This window comes from Oceanobacillus iheyensis HTE831 (genome assembly GCF_000011245.1).
GTDB classification, from domain to species: Bacteria; Bacillota; Bacilli; order Bacillales; family Amphibacillaceae; genus Oceanobacillus; species Oceanobacillus iheyensis.
The window spans coordinates 2,236,965-2,256,433 of the sequence record NC_004193.1; the positions used below are offsets into that span (position 1 = coordinate 2,236,965).

Consider the following 19,469-nt stretch of genomic DNA (forward strand, 5'->3'; position numbering starts at 1 on the left):
GGAAAGGCAGTTTTGATTTTGAAAACAGTCGTTTATAAATATAATAATACTTCTTTTTAAATAACGTAAATCTAATTCCTTAAATTAGTAATAATTTATCTATATTTTGCCTACTATTCAACACATGTTAATGCTGCTGATTTATTTAATAAAAACGGTCGAAGATAGGCCACCAAATTAGAAAGCGGCAATACATGTTCTGGTAGAAGAATTCCTAACTCGTTCGCTATATAATTTCTACGCTCTTCGATTCGTCCCCATAAATCTGTATACCCATTCTTAATTTGACCTCGTAGATCCTCATCGGCTAGAGCTATACACTCTTCTGCACTTACTCCTCCATAACCGGGTATAGAGGGAATAATATCTACCTGAAATATCATTCCGCTTTTTAAAATCTCTTTTGAAGATGGATATATCGGGGATGACATCCATTCTTCATCAGCGACTAGATGCCCTGGGTTTAGATGCCAATGATTCTCTTCCTTTGGATATACATCTTCAATCATTTTATAAAACTCTCCACCCTGCATTCCAATACGAATGTTTTCTAGCCAAAATACCACAGCCTTAAAGTATGGAATTACTACTCTTTCCAGATAGTCTCTTTGTTTATTAGGTAGTTGTTCTGCGCTTTCAACCACAAACCCAGCTCTACTAGATAGTCCACCTTTATAACCTGTAGTAAGCGAAAGTGTGTCTCCTAAAGAAACTTGTTTACTTGTAGGATAAAGATTTGCATTTTCAAACCTTACTCCAGTAGCTGCAATTGTAACCACATTGTTTGTTTGACCATCAGCATTTAACAAATTTCCTAAATGACTTTCCTTCACCCCCACTTCAACAGCATTCATCGCTTTAAGCATACTAGTTGAAGACAAGTTAGCACCATATTCATAGTGAGCAATTTCATTAGCATTGTTAATGGTCCTTGCTCCCTTATCTCCCCCAATAAATAAATATGCTGCATTCACAATTTCATTTACTTCAGTACAAATGTTACGAACAGCATCAACAATAAAATATGGTATATCAAAGATTGTAGAATTGTCATATTGAGTTGAGGTAAACATTTTCCATCCAATCAGTCCAATTTTTTTATCATTTGAGAAATCGATTTCATTGAATATTGAGACCAGACTTTTTTCATTATTCATCGGTTGATTACTCAATGAAAATAGCGGGTAGTGATAAAGATTTCCTTGGAGACGCGAATGTTTTGGCATTTTCAAGTTTTCATTGCCTAGGATGTAAGATGCTTGTCCTGATTTCTTGAGTACTAGCAAACCTTCTTCAAATCTAGGAATAAATCCAGTTAAATACTCAAAATTATTCCCGTGCTCCTTATCTGCATAAATTATCAGAGAGTCAAACTTATCTTCTTTCATTCGTTCTAAAATTTTTTTCTTTCTATGTTCCATCGTAGTTTCAGTTAGGTATACTGGATCAACCTCACTAAAAGTTTTTGGTAATTGAATATTTCTAAGTTGTACTTTTGAATTGTGATTCATCGATTATTCTCCTCTTTTTTAATTCAGCAATTAAGAAGCGGCACTACCAACGCATTTACAACATATTGATATGACATTCTATCTGCAACTAACCTCAATCTTATCCAAGAAACAGACTTTACAGAAACCAAATATATCAATCTCGGTATGGTTAGCTAGAGCAACATAAGAAAAAGACTTCCCTTTTTTATTTAAGGAAAGCAACTATTAGTTTTAAAGTATATTCGTTAAAAAGTTGAACGATTATCCGTAAAGCTAGATGCTTCAGTTAATCGTTCAACTTGGTTTTTACTATTATTGAGTATAATAAAATTTTAGCATATAACAGATTCAAATGCTTCTATTTATATACCACTTTATTCTTCCCGAGTTCCTTTGCTTCGTACAAAGCTTTGTCAGATCTTTCCCATATCGTGTTTGCAGTATCATTTTCATCACTTGACCAAGATGATACTCCCGAAGAAATTGTCACACGTGGATTGGTTGTATGCTCTACAATCTCACAAGCTTCTTTAGAAATTCTTATTGCTTCTTCAAGAGAAATTTGCTTAGCATATATAGCAAGCTCTTCTCCCCCCCACCTAGCAGCTATATAATTATCCGCTACTACTTCCTGTAAGGCCTCTGCAACTTGAATTAGCACTTGATCTCCAATTAAATGTCCATACGAGTCATTTACTCGTTTGAAATCATCAATATCAAATAGCATTAACGCACCTTTATTTCCTTCTTGCATATGATTAGTTACCGTTTCTTCTAAATATTTCCTCGAGTATAGTCCAGTTAGATGATCTACAGCCAATGCTTTTGTAAGCTGTTCTTTCTGCAATGAATTTGCAAAAGCTACTACTGAATGCTGTATCATACTTTCCATTAATTTATATTGATGATAATCATATTGATATTCATCTTTATGTCCTATAAATACAATTCCAATTAAGCTATTTTCATGTTTCATGGGAACTGCCATAACTGATTGAAATATAGAAGCAGGCTCATTATCTTTAAAATTACCACTAAAAAATGTTTCTTCATAATTTTTCGTATAGGTTTTCAAGTTATCAAGAAACAACATTCCTTCTTCTTTTTCAAAGTACGAATCATTACCTACACTTGTTGCAGCATAATTACCATCTAACGGTAAGATAGCAAAAGTAGAGTCTGAAGAATAAGAAGCAAACTGATCCTTTAACGTATTAATAATCTCACGAAAATCTAATCTAGAATTTAAATGATTAGTTGTTTGATTTATCATCGTTAATTGATCGATTTTATTTCTAGAATGTTGAAATAAAAAAGCTGTTTCTAACGATTTACCACACACTTTTGCAACTTCAGTCAAAAAATATTTTTCATTATTATTCATTCCATTTATAAGGCTTCCTTGCATTTCAATAACTCCATAGTTACCTTGCTTACCCGTAATAGGTAAGTAAACGGTTGAATTATCATTATCAAATTGCATAAGACCGCTCATAAAAGTTTGTTTCACTTCTCTACTGAGTGTCGCGTCATTCCAAGTCATTATTTTTACGTTTATATGATCAGGAACGGTAAAATCCTGAGTTACCAAATAGGTTACTGTAATATCATGGAATGCTGATTGGATAACTTCAGTTATTTTTTGGAATACAAATGAACTGTGAGTGGAACCTGATAATTCATTATTTAATTCCAAAAGCCGATTATTGAATAGAGACATATGTATATTATGTGAAATAGATGCAAAAGTACTAAGAAATTTGTTGACTTCTATTTTTACAATATTGACTTTTAATTGATCCATGCTATCGTTCGGAGTATTATTTATAATAATAACCCAAGGGCATAAATAGGAATCTAACTTTAAAATTATAGTTGATTTATCATGAACAACTTCAAAATGATTTGCCATTAATACATAAGGTACTTTATTATTATTAGAATGGTAATTTAAATAATAACAAGATTCACTTTCATTCCACTCATAAACCGTAATATCCCTACAGTTTAAATACGTACCAATTGTATCGATTAATGAAGGAATCCAATTTAAATTCTTATTTTCAATAAAATCAGACATATTACGGTATAGCTGTTCTATAAATTTACTTCGTGATTGATTCGAAACGTGCAAAATAATCACCTTTTCTTCATAGCTAAACGAATTATTTAAAATTAAATCACCAAATCGATTATTTTCTACTATAATTATACATCAACTAGTCAAATTTTCCTATACCAAGAAAATTATTACTTTTATTATGGCTATTGACATGGATATATATAAATTATATACTGTAGTTTGTGTAAAATAATTAGGTAGCCTAAGTGCATCGACGCTTGCAACTATTTTGTTCCTTACTTATCCAATCGATAAGAAGGTGTATCGTGTAACTCTCTGCTGCTGGAGCGATGGTACATGAAAACAAAATAGACAACGAAACGATCACGCTCGTTTTATTTTATGCAAATAAAACATATAAAGGAGGAAATGACCTATGGCACGATATACTGGATCCGTATGGAAAAAATCCCGTCGTCTTGGCATTTCATTAACTGGAACTGGTAAGGAATTAGATAAGCGCCCTTACGCTCCTGGTCAACATGGACCGAACCAACGCAGAAAACTATCAGAATATGGCTTGCAAATGCAAGAGAAGCAAAAATTACGCTTCATGTATGGATTGAACGAACGTCAATTCCGCACACTATTCGATAAAGCTGGAAAAATGAAAGGTATTCATGGTGAGAACTTCATGATTCTTCTTGAATCTCGTCTTGACAACCTTGTTTATCGTTTAGGACTTGCACGTACTCGTAGACAAGCTCGTCAGCTTGTAAATCACGGTCATGTAACTGTTGATGGTGGACGTGTAGATATTCCATCTTATGCTATTAAACCAGGTCAAGTTATTGGACTTCGTGAAAAGTCTAAAAACCTTGATGTTGTAAAAGAAGCATTGGAAGCTAATAGCTTTGTACCAGAGTACACTAGCTTTGATGCTGACAAAATGGAAGGTTCTTACACTCGCTTCCCTGAGCGTTCTGAACTTCCAGCTGAAATTAACGAACAACTTATCGTTGAGTTCTACTCTCGTTAAGAGATATTGTTTGTGAGTTTGTATAAAATCCCCTTGAAATTGTTGTTATATCAACTTTTCAAGGGGATTTTGCTTTTGAATACATAATAGGATAGAAGCTAGATTTTTTGAACTAAAAAAGAGGGAACCGAGATTAAAAATAGTGACTGGCAATAATCACGGAAAGTAAACTAGCGGTTTATAAGTGTTCAGAGTTTGTTGATACACTATTTTTGATGAATAAAACAAGTTTATTGGATAGTTGTTAGTTGAGGTAAATATACTATAAAAATATTCTACGGAGCATGCCTAATCGTAGTTTCTGGAGTCATATTGGATCTATTTGTTATTTTCTCTGTCACTTGAGGTTTTTGAGATGGATATTCCTCCTTAATGGTAAGCGAGAGTATAAATCCTGATAAATTAGATATGAATGCTGTTCCATATAAAATAACCGAGTATACGTTATTAAATTTAATACCAATATATAGAGCGAAAATACCCAATAGTAGATAACTGATTACAAAATAAAATCTGTACTTTTTCTTCTTTAATAAAATGGCAATCATGATAATCGCAAAAAGCAGTAGAGATAAAGTAATTAACTCCATATAATCACTCCTTTATATTGCAATAATAACTGGGTTACAGCTATTTCACAATATATATTAAGAACTCTTCATCTGCTCTTTACATTAGTTTAAATTAAGCGTTACAAAAAGGTATTTATCACTATACTCATCTCTTAATCAATCCGAAAAAAATCTAGAACTACAACACCCTGATAATTTATAATGTTTTCTATCCAGCTATTTTCAAGTATTACATCCGGTATATCAGATACAAATACAAATTCATATATGTCCTCTTTTACCTTATTATACAAAATGTGCTCACCTTTTAAATAGTTAACGATAAGATTACTGATAATCTTCATCGTTTGTTGTTGATCTACATTTCCTGCTACGCTTATCTTAAGTTGGTATCTATTCCTTTCCACACTCCCTCCTAGCGTATTAAAATTTAGAAACTGTTTATATAACTTTATTCTTTCAATTCCATCATCCGATAAATGATTGATTTTACTTTCACTACCAATTTTGCATTTGTTTTCCCCTATCTTCTCCATATTGCTCATTTTCTTATGCGCATCTACTAAATCAGTAATATCAAGCATTGTAATATTATCTACTTTAACCGCAACATCTTTTATATGATTAATTACTTCATTTCTCATATTGATTACTGAAGTTAACATGCGTTGATTATCTTTATTCTGCTGCAAGGACATGGATATAGCCACTATAGCTAAGGCAATAGAAACAGAACTAGAAATAATTCCAAAACTCACAGTGAAATCGACTAGCCACAGTGAAAAAGCCAAAATAATAATGGCAATCAGAATTCCAGTTAGCCATTTCCAATCTTTATTCGTCCATTTAGTCACGAGCATATTCGCTCCTTCTTTAATTATTATTAACTTCAAATTGAAGAAGAGGCTGGGACAAAAGTATACATGCAAAAGATAAATAAGAATGATTTGCTTTGGAATACCGCTTTAGAAATATACTACGCTTATTCTAGTTTTCATTCGTCTTTTGACCAGAATTTTTTGTTATGTCCCAGCCTCTATCTAAGCAAATATAATTCTTATCCTATACACTATGCTATTAAAAAAACTATTATTACTCTTACTGAACTAAATTACCCCAAACTGGAATGTTGTTGTTTTTTGATAAGGCTGATTCGCTTCTAATAGAATTGTTTCAAGGTTATCATGGTGTAAAGATGCAGGGCTCCCCTGAGTTTCAAAACACACGGCAATGTATTTCTTTGCCTCGCCTTCATAAAATTGCTGACTAGAATCTACCGAATTTGATGTATACATGACCATCCCTGGTTGATTAGTAGAAATAAAGAGCTGCCTGCCACTTCTAGGTTCAACCATATTCACGACATGTTTTTTTTCATGATTAAATAGAAAAAAGTGATCATATCCCGATCCAACAATCTTATTCTGATAGAAATCGTTGTTTAAGCCAATACTCAGACAACGTCCGCTTCGAAAATCAAATGGTGTCATATCTACATCTACCATTTCTCCTGTTGGAATCAATTCTTCATCTAGTTCCAGAAACTGATCACTGTCCAATGTCATCTCATGTTCATGTATGGTTTGTTCTAGATCTCCACTTAAATTAAAATACGAGTGATTCGTCAATGTAATCGGAGTCTGCTTATCACTTATTGCATTATAATCAATTGTTAATTCATTTTGATTATCCAAATAGTACGTAATAGCTACATTCACATTACCTGGAAAATCACTTTCATTCTCTTTACTTGTATAAGTTAGTCGAATTCCTACATAGTCCGGTTTTTCAATTGTTGTTACATCCCATAAGATCTGATGAAATCCACTCTTCCCACCATGAAGCACATGATAACCTTCGTTGGCTTGTAATTGAATTTCTTTATCTCCTATGGAAAAACTACCATTTTGAATTCTTCCTGCCACTCTACCAATTATCGCCCCAAGATATAATGGATTCTCGATATAATCATCTAAATTTTTATATCGTGCAACAATATTTCTTTTCTGTTCATTCCTATCTGGCGTTATAATACGTGTAATAATCCCTCCATAATTTAATATAGAAACTTCCATGTCACGATCGTTAATTAATGTAAATTGTTTCCAATTATTATGTACATTTTCTCTACGAATTTGCATATTTTATCACTCCAAACTAGTAATCTTTTATAATTTACAGATTGATTTTAAAAATATATTTGAAAAGACTTATCTATTTCGAGTAACACTTATCATTCTATCTATATCTATTATTGTAACCTATCTATCATTTATAAAAAACATAATTAATTACTTGGTACGTACATATTAAAAAAGCTTCAAGCAATATTTACTTTTCCATTACTGGATAAGATGACTTTGCTTAAAGCTTTTTTTATTAAGATGCTTTTATCACATAATCTGGATTATTTCCTTCTTTTTTTCTGGTCCATTTAACCAAAATATAAGCAAATGGTGTATCCAATAATGCAACAAGACATTTCCAAATATATTGAGAAACAATCATACCTAGCAGTACATTTGTTGGTACAATTCCCCAGAATGCAATGGTAATAAATAATACAGTGTCTATAAACTGACTAGACATTGTTGCTAAATTATTTCGTAACCATAATTTTTTCTTACCATGTTTATGTTTAAACCAATGAAATATAGATACATTTAAATTTTGACTTATAACATACGAAGCCAAGCTAGCAAATATAAGTCGAAAACTTCCACCTAGAATTTGTTCAAATTCTGCTTGTGCATGAAAATCAGGTGCAGGTGGTAATTGTATAGAAATGTAAATAAATATCATTGCAATTATTTGCGTAAGAAAACCAGCTAGGACGGTTTTCCTTGCTGCAGCCTTACCATAAACCTCTCCAATAACATCTGTCATTAGATATGTAATAACATAAACGATAGCTGCACTTGGGAGTATAAAACTTCCCATTTCAAATAACTTAACTGAAAGAATATTTGATAGTAATAACAATCCTACAAAGATTGCACTAAAATAAATATACATAATGTCCTCTTCCCCTTTATTAGGCTAGAGGATCTTACACTTTCCCTCTATCGATTATCTATTTTTTCCGGATACATATCATGTTGGATAAGTCGTTGATCCGCCATTTGCTCAAATTTTGTGCCTGGTCGACCATAATTACAATATGGATCAATGGAAATACCGCCACGTGGAGTAAATTTTCCACGAACCTCAATATATCTTGGATTCATTAAATCAATTAAGTCATTCATAATAATATTAATGCAGTCCTCATGAAAATCCCCATGGTTCCTAAAACTAAACAAGTACAATTTTAATGATTTACTTTCGACCATTTTAATATCTGGAATATAGCTAATATAAATAGTCCCAAAATCAGGCTGATTTGTCTTTGGACACAACGTAGTGAATTCTGGACAATTAAATTTAACAAAATAATCACGTGATACATGTTTGTTATCAAAAACCTCTAACACTTCCGGTGTGTAATTAAAATCATAAGTAGTCCCTTGACTTCCTAACAACTGAACATCTTGTAGTTCATTTTCATCTCTTCCCACCATACTTATTACCTCCTTTTCCATAAAAAAAGTCATGTCCCCTAAGGAACATGACTTGAATAAATCATTGTTTGTCCTTAGTTTTTTATAGAGGGTTGAAGCTAAGAACCTCTAACAAAATTATGTTTGTTGTACAATCAATGATTATAAGTATTGTTAGCGTTTATGTCAATCTTATTATTCCATCTTCTTTATACAGAGGTCGCCCCTTGACCTCCATCGATTCGATAATACGAACCACTAATAAATGAAGCTTTATCTGAAGATAAGAATAACATGAGGTTGGCAATCTCCCCAGCTGTAGCATAACGATTCATTGGGACAGATGCTTCAAATTGAGCTCTAGCCTCTTCCGCCTTGTCACCCATTGCATTCTTCTCAATACTTCGCATCATTTCTGTGTTAACTCCTGAAGGTGCAACGGCATTTACGCGTACACCATATTCCGCCATTTCTAGTGCCGCTGTTTTATTTAACCCTATTACAGCGTGTTTAGAAGCAACATATGCACTCATACCCGGTGCTCCTAGTAACCCACCATTAGATGCAGTGTTAATGACTACACCAGATTTTTGTAGTTTCATTACTTGTAGTACATACTTCATTCCAAAAAATACACCCATAACGTTAACATCAAATACATTACTAAAATTCTCTTTTGTCTGTTCTATGATATTTTTGAATTGACCATTGATACCTGCATTATTAATAAATATATCTATTTTTCCATATTGTTCTTTTGTTCTATCCACATAGTTTTTTACATCTTCTTCTTTTCCAACATTAGCTGTAATTAGTAAAATTTCTTCGGTCTCGATCTCACTAGCAGCCTTTTCTAATGCTTCATTTTTAAGGTCTACTAGTGCCAATTTTGCTCCCTCATGCGCATATGCTTTTGCAGCCTCTAAACCTATCCCTCCGGCCGCGCCGGTTATTAAAACGACTTTATCTTTAAACATATCATACACTCCTTTAACAAATTAAAACTTTACTTAGCTTCTACTAATTCGGGCATAATATGCTTTAAAAAAATAGTCTTTACGAGATAAATAAAGTGTGGTATATTCAACAAAATCACATACATGATTATTATTCACATATGTGAATTTAAGGGGGTGGAATAGTGTCTGTTAAATCTGCTAAGCGTGCTTTGGACATTCTTGACTTATTAGCAAAACATACTAACGGTCTAACCATTAAAAACATCGGCGACAAGTTAGAATTACCACAAAGCAGTACGTTTAATCTTTTAAAAACATTACATAGTGAAGGATACGTACGACAGGATAGCATGAAACTATATTACTTAGGTGAAAAGTTAATACCTCTAGGAACAAGTGCTTTAGAATCACTAGATATTCACACGGTTGCAAAACCTTATTTAGCCGATCTAATGAAAGCGGTTAAGGAAACTGTATTTATGGCGATGTTATCTAAAGATGAGTTAGTGTATATTGCAAAAATGGATGCTGACCGGTCGATACGAACAACGGCACAACCCGGATATAAAAAGCCAATATATTGTACCGGACTTGGCAAAACATTCTTAGCTTTTATGCCTGAAACAGAGAAAAACAGCTTATTAAATCACATAACATTAGAGAAAATCACTGCAAATACAATTACCGATAGATCTCAATTAGAAGAACAACTGCAATTATTTCAGAAACAAGGATACAGTATTGATGATGAAGAAAATGAAGAAGGTCTCTACTGTTTAGCTGCTCCCATCTTTGATAGTCAAAGACAGCTTTTAGCAGCCGTAAGTGTGGCAGGTCCAAAAGATAGAATGCTAAAACAAAAAGAAACAGTTATTACAAACTTAAGAGATACAGCCAAACTTATTTCAAATGGTATGGGATATGTTTAAGGAGAGGAGTATGAAAAGAATGGATGTTATTGGAATCGGAGAAACAATGGTATCACTAACCCCAGATAAATACGGTCTTATTAGGCAAACGTCCTCCTTTGAACCACGTGTTGCTGGTACAGAAACCAATACGTTAATTGGATTAAGCAGATTAGGTCACAATACTGGTTTTATAAGTCGATTAGGAGAAGATGAATTGGGAGCAATGGTATTAAAAGAATTACGTGGAGAGAACGTAGATACGAAGTTAATAGACTTGGATCCCTATCATCAGACCGGATTATTTTTAAAAGAAATCATTAATGAGTCAGATGTTCATGTTTATTATTACCGTCAACATTCAGCAGCTAGCCAAATGACTCGAGAGTTACTTGATGAGAGTTATATTTCTTCCGCTTCTTATCTATTTATAACTGGAATTACTCCTGCGATTAGCGAAAGTTGTAAACAAACCATTTTCACAGCAATAAACATGGCAAAAAATAATGGGGTGAAAATAGTATTCGATCCAAATATTCGTAAGAAACTTTGGTCCGAATCAGAAGCTAGACAAACATTAATCGAAATCTTAAAGTTATCGGATATTATTCTACCGGGTATTAGTGAAGGACAATTTTTATTAGATAGTAATGACCCAGAAGAAATCGGTAAAAAATGTGTAGATTTAGGTGCAGAGTTAGTTGTAGTAAAACTCGGTGAAAATGGAGCCTATTATTGTACAAGTGATCATGGGGATTATGTCCCCAGTTTTCCTGTAAAACAAGTGAGAGATCCTGTTGGTGCTGGAGATGCGTTTGCAGCTGGTTTATTATCTGGACTAATTGATGAATTATCTATTGAAAAAGCAGTAGAACGTGCGTGTATTACTGGTGGTTATGCCACAACTTATGTAGGAGATTATGAAGGATTTCCTGATAAATCTCGATTAGAACGTTTAACCAATCTATCTACGAGCGAAGATGTGAGTCGTTAATTTAATCATTTATAAAAGGAGACTAACTCAATGGATATCTTAAAACAGGTTGAAAAAGAAAAGCTAATTGCTATTATACGTGGGTACGATACCAAAGAAACTATTAAAATAGCAAAAGCTCTATATGAGGGTGGTATTAGATTACTTGAAGTTACACTTAATAGCGATAATGCTTTACAAACAATAGGTGCATTACATTCGGAGTTAGAAAATGATGTTGTTATAGGTGCAGGAACAGTACTTGATTCCGAATCAGCTGTTTTAGCTATAAAAGCTGGAGCAAAATTTATTATTTCACCAACATTGGATATAGAAACTATTAAAGCGACCAAAAGATATGGAGTGATTAGCATACCTGCTGCTTTTACACCTACTGAAATTTTATCCGCCCAAGAAGCAGGAGCTGATATAGTTAAATTATTTCCCGCTTCATCATTAGGTCCAAATTATGTTAAAGATGTTCACGGACCATTACCACATATAAAATTACTTCCAACAGGAGGAGTAAATGTAGAAAATGTAACCGAATTCATTCAAAAAGGCGCAGTCGGAGTAGGATTAGGCAGTTCCTTAGTCCCTAATACCGTAAATGTTACAGATGAATTCTTAGAACAAGTAACAAACAATGCAAAGCAATTCACATCAAAAATGAAAACGTTATAAATTGGAGTTGATCATATGAAAATAACAGATTATAAAATATATCAGGTACCACCTCGTTGGTTGTTTTTAAAAATAGAAACAGATGAAGGTATTGTAGGTTGGGGAGAACCAGTTATCGAAGGTAGAGCAGCTACTGTGAAAGCGGCAGTTATAGAACTTATGGAAAATTTAATCGGCAAGGATCCTCAAAGGATTGAAGATCATTGGAATTTAATGTATCGTTCAGGTTTTTATCGAGGCGGTCCCATTTTAATGAGTGCTATCGCTGGGATTGACCAGGCATTATGGGATATAAAAGGAAAATTCTTCAATGCACCTATCCACCAGTTACTAGGTGGAGCTTGTAGAGATTCAATAAAAGTATATTCTTGGATTGGAGGAGACAGACCTTCAGATGTTGGAGCAGCTGCTAAAGAAGTAGTTGATAGAGGATTTCAAGCAGTTAAGATGAACGGGACAGAAGAATTACAATATATTGACTCTCATCAAAAGATTGATGCGGTAATAGAAAGAATTGCTGCTGTTAGAGAATCGGTTGGTCCCTATGTTGGAATTGGAATTGATTTTCACGGTCGTGTCCATAAACCGATGGCTAAAAATTTAGCAAAAGAATTAGAACAATTTAGACCGATGTTCATCGAGGAACCTGTACTCCCAGAAAATAATGAAGCGTTGAGAGATATCGCAAACCATGTGACCACTCCAATTGCAACTGGTGAAAGAATGTTCTCTCGCTGGGATTTTAAACAGCTATTAGCAGATGGATATGTAGACATAATACAACCAGACCTTTCACATGCAGGCGGAATAACAGAAGCGAAAAAAATCTTTTCCATGGCAGAAGCGTATGACGTTGCAGTGGCTCCCCATTGCCCATTAGGGCCAATTGCTCTAGCTTCATGTCTTCAGGTTGATGCATCTTCTCATAATGCATTTATTCAAGAGCAAAGTTTAGGAATCCACTATAACGTAGGAAATGATTTATTAGACTATATTGTTGATAAAGACGTGTTCACCTATGAAAATGGTTATGTCAAAATTCCAGACGGACCAGGACTAGGTATCGAAGTGAATGAAGAATATGTTAAAGAAAAAGCAAATGATGCAGAGAACTGGCGTAATCCAATTTGGAGACATAAAGACGGGTCAATTGCAGAATGGTAGTTTTCAAAAATTAAAGTTTTTATTACAAAGGAGGATTTCTTATGTCCAACACTACTATGTTGATTATGGTTACGATACTTGGTATAGCGCTATTACTTTTCTTGGTTATGCGATCAAAGCTGCAAGCTTTTGTTGCATTACTTATTTCCAGTATCTTTATCGGTATTTTATCCGGAATGGATTTAAATGATCTTATAGCTACCATGGAAGAAGGTATGGGAGGAACCTTAGGTTTTATTGCAGTCGTAGTTGGCCTTGGTGCAATGTTCGGTGAAATGCTCCGAGTTTCTGGGGGCGCGGAACGTTTAGCATTAACGTTAGTTAATAAATTTGGCGATGGGAAAGTTCAGTGGGCACTTGGTTTAACAGGGTTTATTGTAGCAATACCGGTTTTTCTAGATGTTGCCTTGGTAATCTTAATCCCAATTGTATATAGTTTAGCTCAAAAAACGAAAAAATCATTATTATATTTCGGTATCCCTTTACTAGCAGGATTAGCTGTTACCCATAGTTTCATACCACCTACTCCAGGACCAATATCGGTGGCTTCTATTATAAATGCCGATCTAGGTTGGGTAATTTTATTTGGTGCTTTAGCAGGTTTACCTGCGATGATTATAGCAGGACCGATATTTGGTAATTATATTTCTAAAAAAATTCATTTAGAAGTTCCTAAATATATTGTAGATAAAGAATATCTTGAAAACGAAGTAGAAAAAACGAATCGTGAACTACCAAGCTTTAAAACTGTATGTCTATTAATATTAATTCCACTCTTTTTAATACTTATTAACACTGTATTTGGATTAATATTAGAAGAAGGAACGTTTATACATTCATTCCTTACATTTATCGGACATCCATTTATTGCTTTAACAATATCTACCCTATTAACATTCTATATATTGGGTACAAAAAGAGGATATTCAAAAGAAGAAGTACAGAATATTGCAACGAAATCATTAGAACCTGCAGGTATTATTATCCTTATTACTGGTGCAGGCGGAGTTTTCAAACAAACGTTAATTGATAGTGGTGTAGGTGATGTACTAGGTAATATGTTAGCGACATCAAACCTTCCTTTAGTACTGGCAGCATTCATCATTTCGACTTTTGTGCGAATAGCACAAGGTTCAGCTACAGTTGCTATGATTACTGCTGCAGGCTTAATGTCGCCAATTATTGGTATGATGGAAGTTTCTGAACCTATGTTAGGTTTAATTGTTATATCCATAGCGAGTGGTGCTACAGTATTCTCTCATGTAAATGATTCAGGATTCTGGTTAGTTAATAGATTTTTCGGAATGACAGAAAAGCAAACCTTACAAACATGGACAGTAATGGAAACTATCATTGGTTTTGTTGGATTTGCAGTCGTATTTGCAATTAGCTTCTTTGTCTAACATATAAAAATATAGTAGTAGATAGGGACATGAATTCGGATTGACAACCCGCTTCAGAAATATACTCTGCTTTCCCTGGGTGGCTGGTAAGCCTCCGTTTGTTAACGCAACCGGGGTCTTACCAAGGCCTCTTCCCACAAGACAAAGAAGACTTTGACAGCATTGTATCACACGAAGAAAATTGATTTTTATATTCAAGGGGTCTTCATATATTTCTTACGCTCACTTTAATATCATCCATTATGTGAACAAAGTATTTAATTATGTCCCCCCTACTAACTTCCCAGATATAAATTCATGCTATTTATATCTTTCTTTCAACTTCATTCAACGATTTTTCACGTAACTTAAATTTTTGAATTTTTCCTGAAGCAGTCATTGGATACGCGTCAGTTATAAAAATATGTTTAGGAATTTTATATTTAGAAATCTGTCCATTACAAAACTGTTTTATTTCATCAGATGAACTAATCTCTCCCTCTTTTAGTATAATCCAAGCATGAACTTCTTCTCCAAATTTTTCATCTGGTACACCAACAACTTGAGCGTCTAATATTTTCGGATGTTTATATAATAATTCTTCAATTTCTCGTGGGTAGATATTCTCCCCACCTCGAATAATCATATCTTTCAATCTTCCAGTTATCTTACAGTACCCATTATCGTCCATTATTGCGAGGTCACCTGTATGCAGCCATCCGTCTTCATCTATTGTTCGTTGGGTCGCTTCAGGGTTTTTATAATAACCTTTCATTACGTGATATCCCCTTGTACATAACTCCCCTTGTGTATAATGCGGTAATTCCTCATTTGTCGCTGGATCTATAATTTTCACTTCCACATTCGGCAGTGCTTTTCCAACTGATTCTACACGTAACTCGATTGGATCATTTGCTCTCGTTTGTGTAATTACCGGTGATGATTCTGTTTGTCCATAGCAAATGGTTATTTCAGACATATTCATCTTATTCATTACATTTTTCATTACTTCCACCGGGCAATTAGATCCTGCCATTACTCCCGTTCGCAATGAACTCAAATTATATCGTTCAAAATTTGGATGATTTAATTCAGCAATGAACATTGTAGGTACACCATGTAGCGCTGTGACACTTTCCTGCTCTACCGTTTTTAATACTTGTTCTGGTTCAAATTCCTGAATAGGTATCATAGTTGCTCCTACACTAACTGCTGCTAATGTACCAATTACACATCCAAAACAATGAAAAAATGGCACAGGGATACATAACCGATCTTCTGCAGTCAATTTCATACAATTAGCTATATTAAAGCCATTATTTGTGAGGTTACGATGTGTTAACATCACACCTTTAGGAAAACCTGTTGTTCCTGATGTATACTGCATATTAATTACATCATTTGGATCGAGATTTTGAGATTGAAATATTAATTCTTCTCGTGAAATTTCTTCTGCCTTATCAATAATATCATTCCAATGAAAAGCTCCTGGATACCTTTTTTCTCCCATTATTACAACATTTTTCAATGATGGTAATCGTTCAGCATTCAACTCTCCAGGGATTGATTCATGTAGTTCTGGGCAAATTTCGTATAAAGTATCAATATAAGAGTGATCCCGATAATTTTCTATTAAAAATATAGTTGTAGAATCAGATTGTTTAAGTAAATATTCTAATTCATTCGCACGGTAACTCGTGTTTACCGTAACTAGGACTGCCCCCATTTTTCCAGTAGCATATTGAAGAGTTAACCATTCAGGAGTATTTGTACCCCATACTGCTACGTGCTCACCTTTGTCAATCGATAACGCCATTATCCCCCTTGCAACCTTCTCACATAGTTGATTAAATTCTTTATATGTGTATCGCAACCCACGATCTGAATATACCACTGCTTCTTGTCCTGGCATGTCATCTGCACGGTCTTGTAGTAATTGTCCCACTGTTTTGTGAATTAGTTCTGTCATAACATCTACTCCCTTTTATAATTTCATATAATCCAATCAGATATCACTAAGTAACCGCTTACAAATTTTATATAACTCCCCTATACTATGATTAAATAAACTTGTGCATTATTTTATCATAGTTATTTCCACTATCCAATAAATTGTCTGAAATATCATAATTATTAACTATAATAGTAATACCTTTTTAAGAACAAAAGCGCAAGCGCCCTCACCGTATGTCCTGCGCCCCTGTTTTTCAAGGGGTGGTTCGACTGGTCGAACTTCTTTATTTCTTTGAGATAAAGGAAACACGATAAGCGTATGCGAATCGATGTTGACTTTCACCGCAAGGGTATAAGTGCGACTATGCCTCACAAAGAACATTCGGCAGTCTTCTTTTCACCATTGGCATAAGTGCGACTATGCCTCACAAAGAACATTCGGCAGTCTTCTTTTCGCCATGGCATAAGTGCGACTATGCCTCACAAAGAACATTCGGCAGTCTTCTTTTCACCATTGGCATAAGTGCGACTATGCCTCACAAAGGACATTCGGCAGTCTTCTTTTCACCATTGGCATAAGTGCGACTATGCCTCACAAAGGACATTCGGCAGTCTTCTTTTCACCATTGGCATAAGTGCGACTATGCCTCACAAAGGACATTCGGCAGTCTTCTTTTCACCATTGGCATAAGTGCGACTATGCCTCACAAAGGACATTCGGCAGTCTTCTTTTCACCATTGGCATAAGTGCGACTATGCCTCACAAAGGACATTCGGCAGTCTTCTTTATCGTAAGGAGGTTTCCGGAAGGACAATAGGTGATGGGCGCTGGAGCTGGACGTGGCTAAATAACTTAGTTGTTTATCCACAGTCCCAAAATTTTATAATTTCCTTAGATAATAAATAAGGAACACAACAAATACTCTAATGAGTGATATTGAGGTGTCCCTTCCTTGCATATTTTTTGTACTTGAGTCAATTTTATATTATTCAAAAATCACATATCTAAAGGTCATTAAGTTAGCTGAGGCTGTGCCTACTATGAAGCGACCGTCTGTAATGAAAATCAAAACAGTCAACATTTGGGTTTAACTAAAATATCCTATTATGAAATTGATTCTACTTGAATAAGGAAATACTTTTTCTTCCCGCGACGAACAACAGTGAATTTATTACCCAAATGATCTTTTTCTTCTACATGATAATTCATATCCTGCACGCGTTCACCGTTAATATAAATTGCACCATTTTTTACATCTTCTCTTGCTTGTCGTTTTGAAGATGATATTTTCGCATCGACAAGTAAATCGATTAAACCAACAGGTTCACGTGTAATAATATGGTTTGGAACATCTTTAAATGCTTGTTCTACCTCTTCCACGTTTAATTGTTTAATATCTCCACTAAACAATGCATTTGTAATACGCTTCGCTTGTTCTAATGCAGCTTCATCATGAACGGTTTTTGTCATTTCTTCAGCTAAACGTTTTTGGGCAACGCGCTTTTCTGGTTGTGTTTCTACTTCTTTTTCCAGTTCAGTTATTTCTTCTACCGATAAGAAGGTAAAATAGCGAATAAAACGAATAACATCACGATCATCCGTATTAAACCAAAATTGATAAAATTCGTATGGTGACGTTTTCGATGCATCAAGCCAAATAGCATTGCCAGCTGTTTTACCAAATTTCGTTCCATCTGCTTTTGTGATCAGTGGCACTGTTAAACCGAAGACTTCAATATTTTCATCCAGATTTTCTCGTGAACGGCGGATGAGTTCCATACCTGCAGTGATATTCCCCCACTGGTCACTTCCACCAATTTGTAATGTACAGTTTTCTTCCTCATAAAGTTTTAAGTAGTCTAATGATTGTAAAATCATATAACTGAATTCTGTAAAAGTAATACCTTGTTCAATTCTTGCTGATACAGATTCCTTTGCTAACATATAATTTATGCCAAAATGCTTCCCTGCATCACGTAGAAAATCAATTATTGTCATATTTCCTAACCAGTCATGATTATTACGTGCTACTACCGTATTTTCGCTTGCATTACTTTCCATATCAACTAACTTTGCAATTTGCTGTTGTAGTTTTGAAGTGAATCCATGTACCACTTCTGGAGCATTTAGACTTCTTTCACTTGATCGTCCACTAGGATCTCCAATCATCCCTGTTCCCCCACCAACAAGAGCAATAGGTTTATGGCCAGCTTGTTGAAATCGTTTTAACATCGTCAACGGAACTAAATGTCCAATATGCAAACTATCTGCTGTTGGGTCAAATCCACAATATAATGTTACTTGATTATTTTGTAAATGTTTCTCTAACCTTTCACGGTCAGTTGTTTGATGAATTAAACCTCTGCTTTCTAAATCCTGTAAAATATCCATGTAATCTCACTCCAAAATTTATATTTTTCAAATAAAAAACTCGTCTCCTCCTAAAATGGAAGGGACGAGTTGTATTCGCGGTACCACCCTTGTTGCTGGATTACCAGCCACTTGGAATTGTTAACGATGTTTCCACCGATCTCTAAATGAAGAGAATTACTCCAGATTGTAATTCACCAGCAAATATATACTGACTTGCACCACCCGTCAGTTCTCTTAAAATAGTGATTTGCATAGCTACTTCGATCCTTCTTCGTATTTAAGTTTATTGTATGATACTATTCATAGCATATTGAGAATGTGAATGCAACTATTTTATAATCTACGCTCCTAAAAAATATGTCATATG

16 protein-coding genes, 1 riboswitch and 1 other annotated feature are annotated in these 19,469 nt (G+C 34.4%); of the genes, 6 read left to right on the plus strand and 10 right to left on the minus strand.

Features of this window, described 5'->3' with window-relative positions; genetic code table 11:
* Positions 1–113 precede the first annotated feature (113 nt).
* The gene (locus OB_RS11320; RefSeq protein ID WP_011066597.1) at positions 114–1,511 is read right to left on the minus strand and encodes a M24 family metallopeptidase; all 1,398 of its coding nucleotides are present in this window, start codon (positions 1,509–1,511) and stop codon (positions 114–116) included.
* 340 nt (positions 1,512–1,851) lie between these two features.
* Positions 1,852–3,636, minus strand: a complete 1,785-nt coding sequence (locus OB_RS11325; RefSeq protein ID WP_152023705.1) for a sensor domain-containing diguanylate cyclase — start codon at positions 3,634–3,636, stop codon at positions 1,852–1,854.
* Between the two features lie 355 nt (positions 3,637–3,991).
* Here OB_RS11325 and rpsD point away from each other — a divergent pair, with 355 nt between their 5' ends.
* Positions 3,992–4,594 carry a 30S ribosomal protein S4 gene (rpsD, locus tag OB_RS11330; RefSeq protein WP_011066599.1) on the plus strand — a complete coding sequence of 201 codons (603 nt, stop codon included), beginning with the start codon at positions 3,992–3,994 and terminating at the stop codon, positions 4,592–4,594.
* Between the two features lie 275 nt (positions 4,595–4,869).
* Here the strand turns inward: rpsD and OB_RS11335 are convergent, their stop codons facing one another.
* The 6 genes from OB_RS11335 to OB_RS11360 all read right to left on the minus strand — a co-directional run bounded on the left by OB_RS11335 (position 4,870) and on the right by OB_RS11360 (position 9,682).
* Entirely contained in the window at positions 4,870–5,184 is a 315-nt protein-coding gene (locus tag OB_RS11335; protein ID WP_011066600.1) for a hypothetical protein, read from the minus strand.
* A 134-nt stretch (positions 5,185–5,318) separates the two neighbouring features.
* Positions 5,319–6,026: a hypothetical protein gene (locus OB_RS11340; protein WP_011066601.1), complete on the minus strand. Its 708-nt coding sequence runs from the start codon at positions 6,024–6,026 to the stop codon at positions 5,319–5,321.
* A gap of 246 nt (positions 6,027–6,272) precedes the next feature.
* Positions 6,273–7,307 (minus strand): aldose epimerase family protein, encoded by a 1,035-nt coding sequence (locus tag OB_RS11345; RefSeq protein ID WP_011066602.1) that lies wholly within the window; start codon positions 7,305–7,307, stop codon positions 6,273–6,275.
* Between the two features lie 238 nt (positions 7,308–7,545).
* On the minus strand, positions 7,546–8,181 hold the full coding sequence (locus OB_RS11350) for a queuosine precursor transporter (protein ID WP_011066603.1): 636 nt from the start codon (positions 8,179–8,181) through the stop codon (positions 7,546–7,548).
* A gap of 47 nt (positions 8,182–8,228) precedes the next feature.
* Complete coding sequence (gene queF, locus OB_RS11355; protein WP_011066604.1) at positions 8,229–8,726, minus strand: preQ(1) synthase; 498 nt, start codon at positions 8,724–8,726, stop codon at positions 8,229–8,231.
* A gap of 68 nt (positions 8,727–8,794) precedes the next feature.
* A riboswitch (PreQ1 riboswitch) is annotated at positions 8,795–8,841 on the minus strand.
* Between the two features lie 73 nt (positions 8,842–8,914).
* The gene (locus OB_RS11360) at positions 8,915–9,682 is read right to left on the minus strand and encodes an SDR family NAD(P)-dependent oxidoreductase (protein ID WP_011066605.1); all 768 of its coding nucleotides are present in this window, start codon (positions 9,680–9,682) and stop codon (positions 8,915–8,917) included.
* A gap of 164 nt (positions 9,683–9,846) precedes the next feature.
* On the opposite strand from OB_RS11360, the gene OB_RS11365 reads away from it, so the two are divergent.
* Genes OB_RS11365 through OB_RS11385 form a run of 5 tightly spaced genes read left to right on the plus strand, consistent with a single transcriptional unit; the run spans position 9,847 to position 14,796 of the window.
* On the plus strand, positions 9,847–10,593 hold the full coding sequence (locus tag OB_RS11365; RefSeq protein WP_011066606.1) for an IclR family transcriptional regulator: 747 nt from the start codon (positions 9,847–9,849) through the stop codon (positions 10,591–10,593).
* A 19-nt stretch (positions 10,594–10,612) separates the two neighbouring features.
* Positions 10,613–11,566, plus strand: a complete 954-nt coding sequence (locus tag OB_RS11370) for a sugar kinase (RefSeq protein WP_041544217.1) — start codon at positions 10,613–10,615, stop codon at positions 11,564–11,566.
* Positions 11,567–11,596: 30 nt separating this feature from the next.
* Complete coding sequence (locus OB_RS11375; RefSeq protein ID WP_011066608.1) at positions 11,597–12,229, plus strand: bifunctional 4-hydroxy-2-oxoglutarate aldolase/2-dehydro-3-deoxy-phosphogluconate aldolase; 633 nt, start codon at positions 11,597–11,599, stop codon at positions 12,227–12,229.
* Between the two features lie 15 nt (positions 12,230–12,244).
* Positions 12,245–13,393, plus strand: coding sequence for a galactonate dehydratase (gene dgoD / locus OB_RS11380; RefSeq protein ID WP_011066609.1), 1,149 nt, complete (start codon positions 12,245–12,247; stop codon positions 13,391–13,393).
* Positions 13,394–13,434: 41 nt separating this feature from the next.
* Positions 13,435–14,796, plus strand: coding sequence for a GntP family permease (locus OB_RS11385; RefSeq protein ID WP_011066610.1), 1,362 nt, complete (start codon positions 13,435–13,437; stop codon positions 14,794–14,796).
* Between the two features lie 304 nt (positions 14,797–15,100).
* Here the strand turns inward: OB_RS11385 and OB_RS11390 are convergent, their stop codons facing one another.
* Both OB_RS11390 and tyrS read right to left on the minus strand, forming a co-directional pair.
* A complete protein-coding gene (locus tag OB_RS11390) occupies positions 15,101–16,744 on the minus strand; it encodes an AMP-binding protein (protein ID WP_011066611.1) in 1,644 nt (547 codons plus the stop codon).
* Positions 16,745–17,833: 1,089 nt separating this feature from the next.
* Complete coding sequence (gene tyrS / locus OB_RS11400) at positions 17,834–19,120, minus strand: tyrosine--tRNA ligase (protein WP_011066612.1); 1,287 nt, start codon at positions 19,118–19,120, stop codon at positions 17,834–17,836.
* A 57-nt stretch (positions 19,121–19,177) separates the two neighbouring features.
* Positions 19,178–19,383: a binding site (T-box leader), on the minus strand.
* Between the last annotated feature and the right edge of the window lie 86 nt (positions 19,384–19,469).

Excerpts from the sequence above, each read along its gene's own strand:
- OB_RS11345 (WP_011066602.1), bottom strand. The coding sequence starts at position 7,307 with ATGCAAATTCGTAGAGAAAATGTACATAATAATTGGAAACAATTTACA.
- dgoD (WP_011066609.1), top strand. The coding sequence starts at position 12,245 with ATGAAAATAACAGATTATAAAATATATCAGGTACCACCTCGTTGGTTG.
- OB_RS11375 (WP_011066608.1), top strand. The coding sequence starts at position 11,597 with ATGGATATCTTAAAACAGGTTGAAAAAGAAAAGCTAATTGCTATTATA.
- OB_RS11360 (WP_011066605.1), bottom strand. The coding sequence starts at position 9,682 with ATGTTTAAAGATAAAGTCGTTTTAATAACCGGCGCGGCCGGAGGGATA.
- OB_RS11340 (WP_011066601.1), bottom strand. The coding sequence starts at position 6,026 with ATGCTCGTGACTAAATGGACGAATAAAGATTGGAAATGGCTAACTGGA.
- OB_RS11385 (WP_011066610.1), top strand. The coding sequence starts at position 13,435 with ATGTCCAACACTACTATGTTGATTATGGTTACGATACTTGGTATAGCG.
- OB_RS11370 (WP_041544217.1), top strand. The coding sequence starts at position 10,613 with ATGGATGTTATTGGAATCGGAGAAACAATGGTATCACTAACCCCAGAT.
- queF (WP_011066604.1), bottom strand. The coding sequence starts at position 8,726 with ATGGTGGGAAGAGATGAAAATGAACTACAAGATGTTCAGTTGTTAGGA.
- OB_RS11350 (WP_011066603.1), bottom strand. The coding sequence starts at position 8,181 with ATGTATATTTATTTTAGTGCAATCTTTGTAGGATTGTTATTACTATCA.
- tyrS (WP_011066612.1), bottom strand. The coding sequence starts at position 19,120 with ATGGATATTTTACAGGATTTAGAAAGCAGAGGTTTAATTCATCAAACA.
- rpsD (WP_011066599.1), top strand. The coding sequence starts at position 3,992 with ATGGCACGATATACTGGATCCGTATGGAAAAAATCCCGTCGTCTTGGC.
- OB_RS11335 (WP_011066600.1), bottom strand. The coding sequence starts at position 5,184 with ATGGAGTTAATTACTTTATCTCTACTGCTTTTTGCGATTATCATGATT.
- OB_RS11320 (WP_011066597.1), bottom strand. The coding sequence starts at position 1,511 with ATGAATCACAATTCAAAAGTACAACTTAGAAATATTCAATTACCAAAA.
- OB_RS11390 (WP_011066611.1), bottom strand. The coding sequence starts at position 16,744 with ATGACAGAACTAATTCACAAAACAGTGGGACAATTACTACAAGACCGT.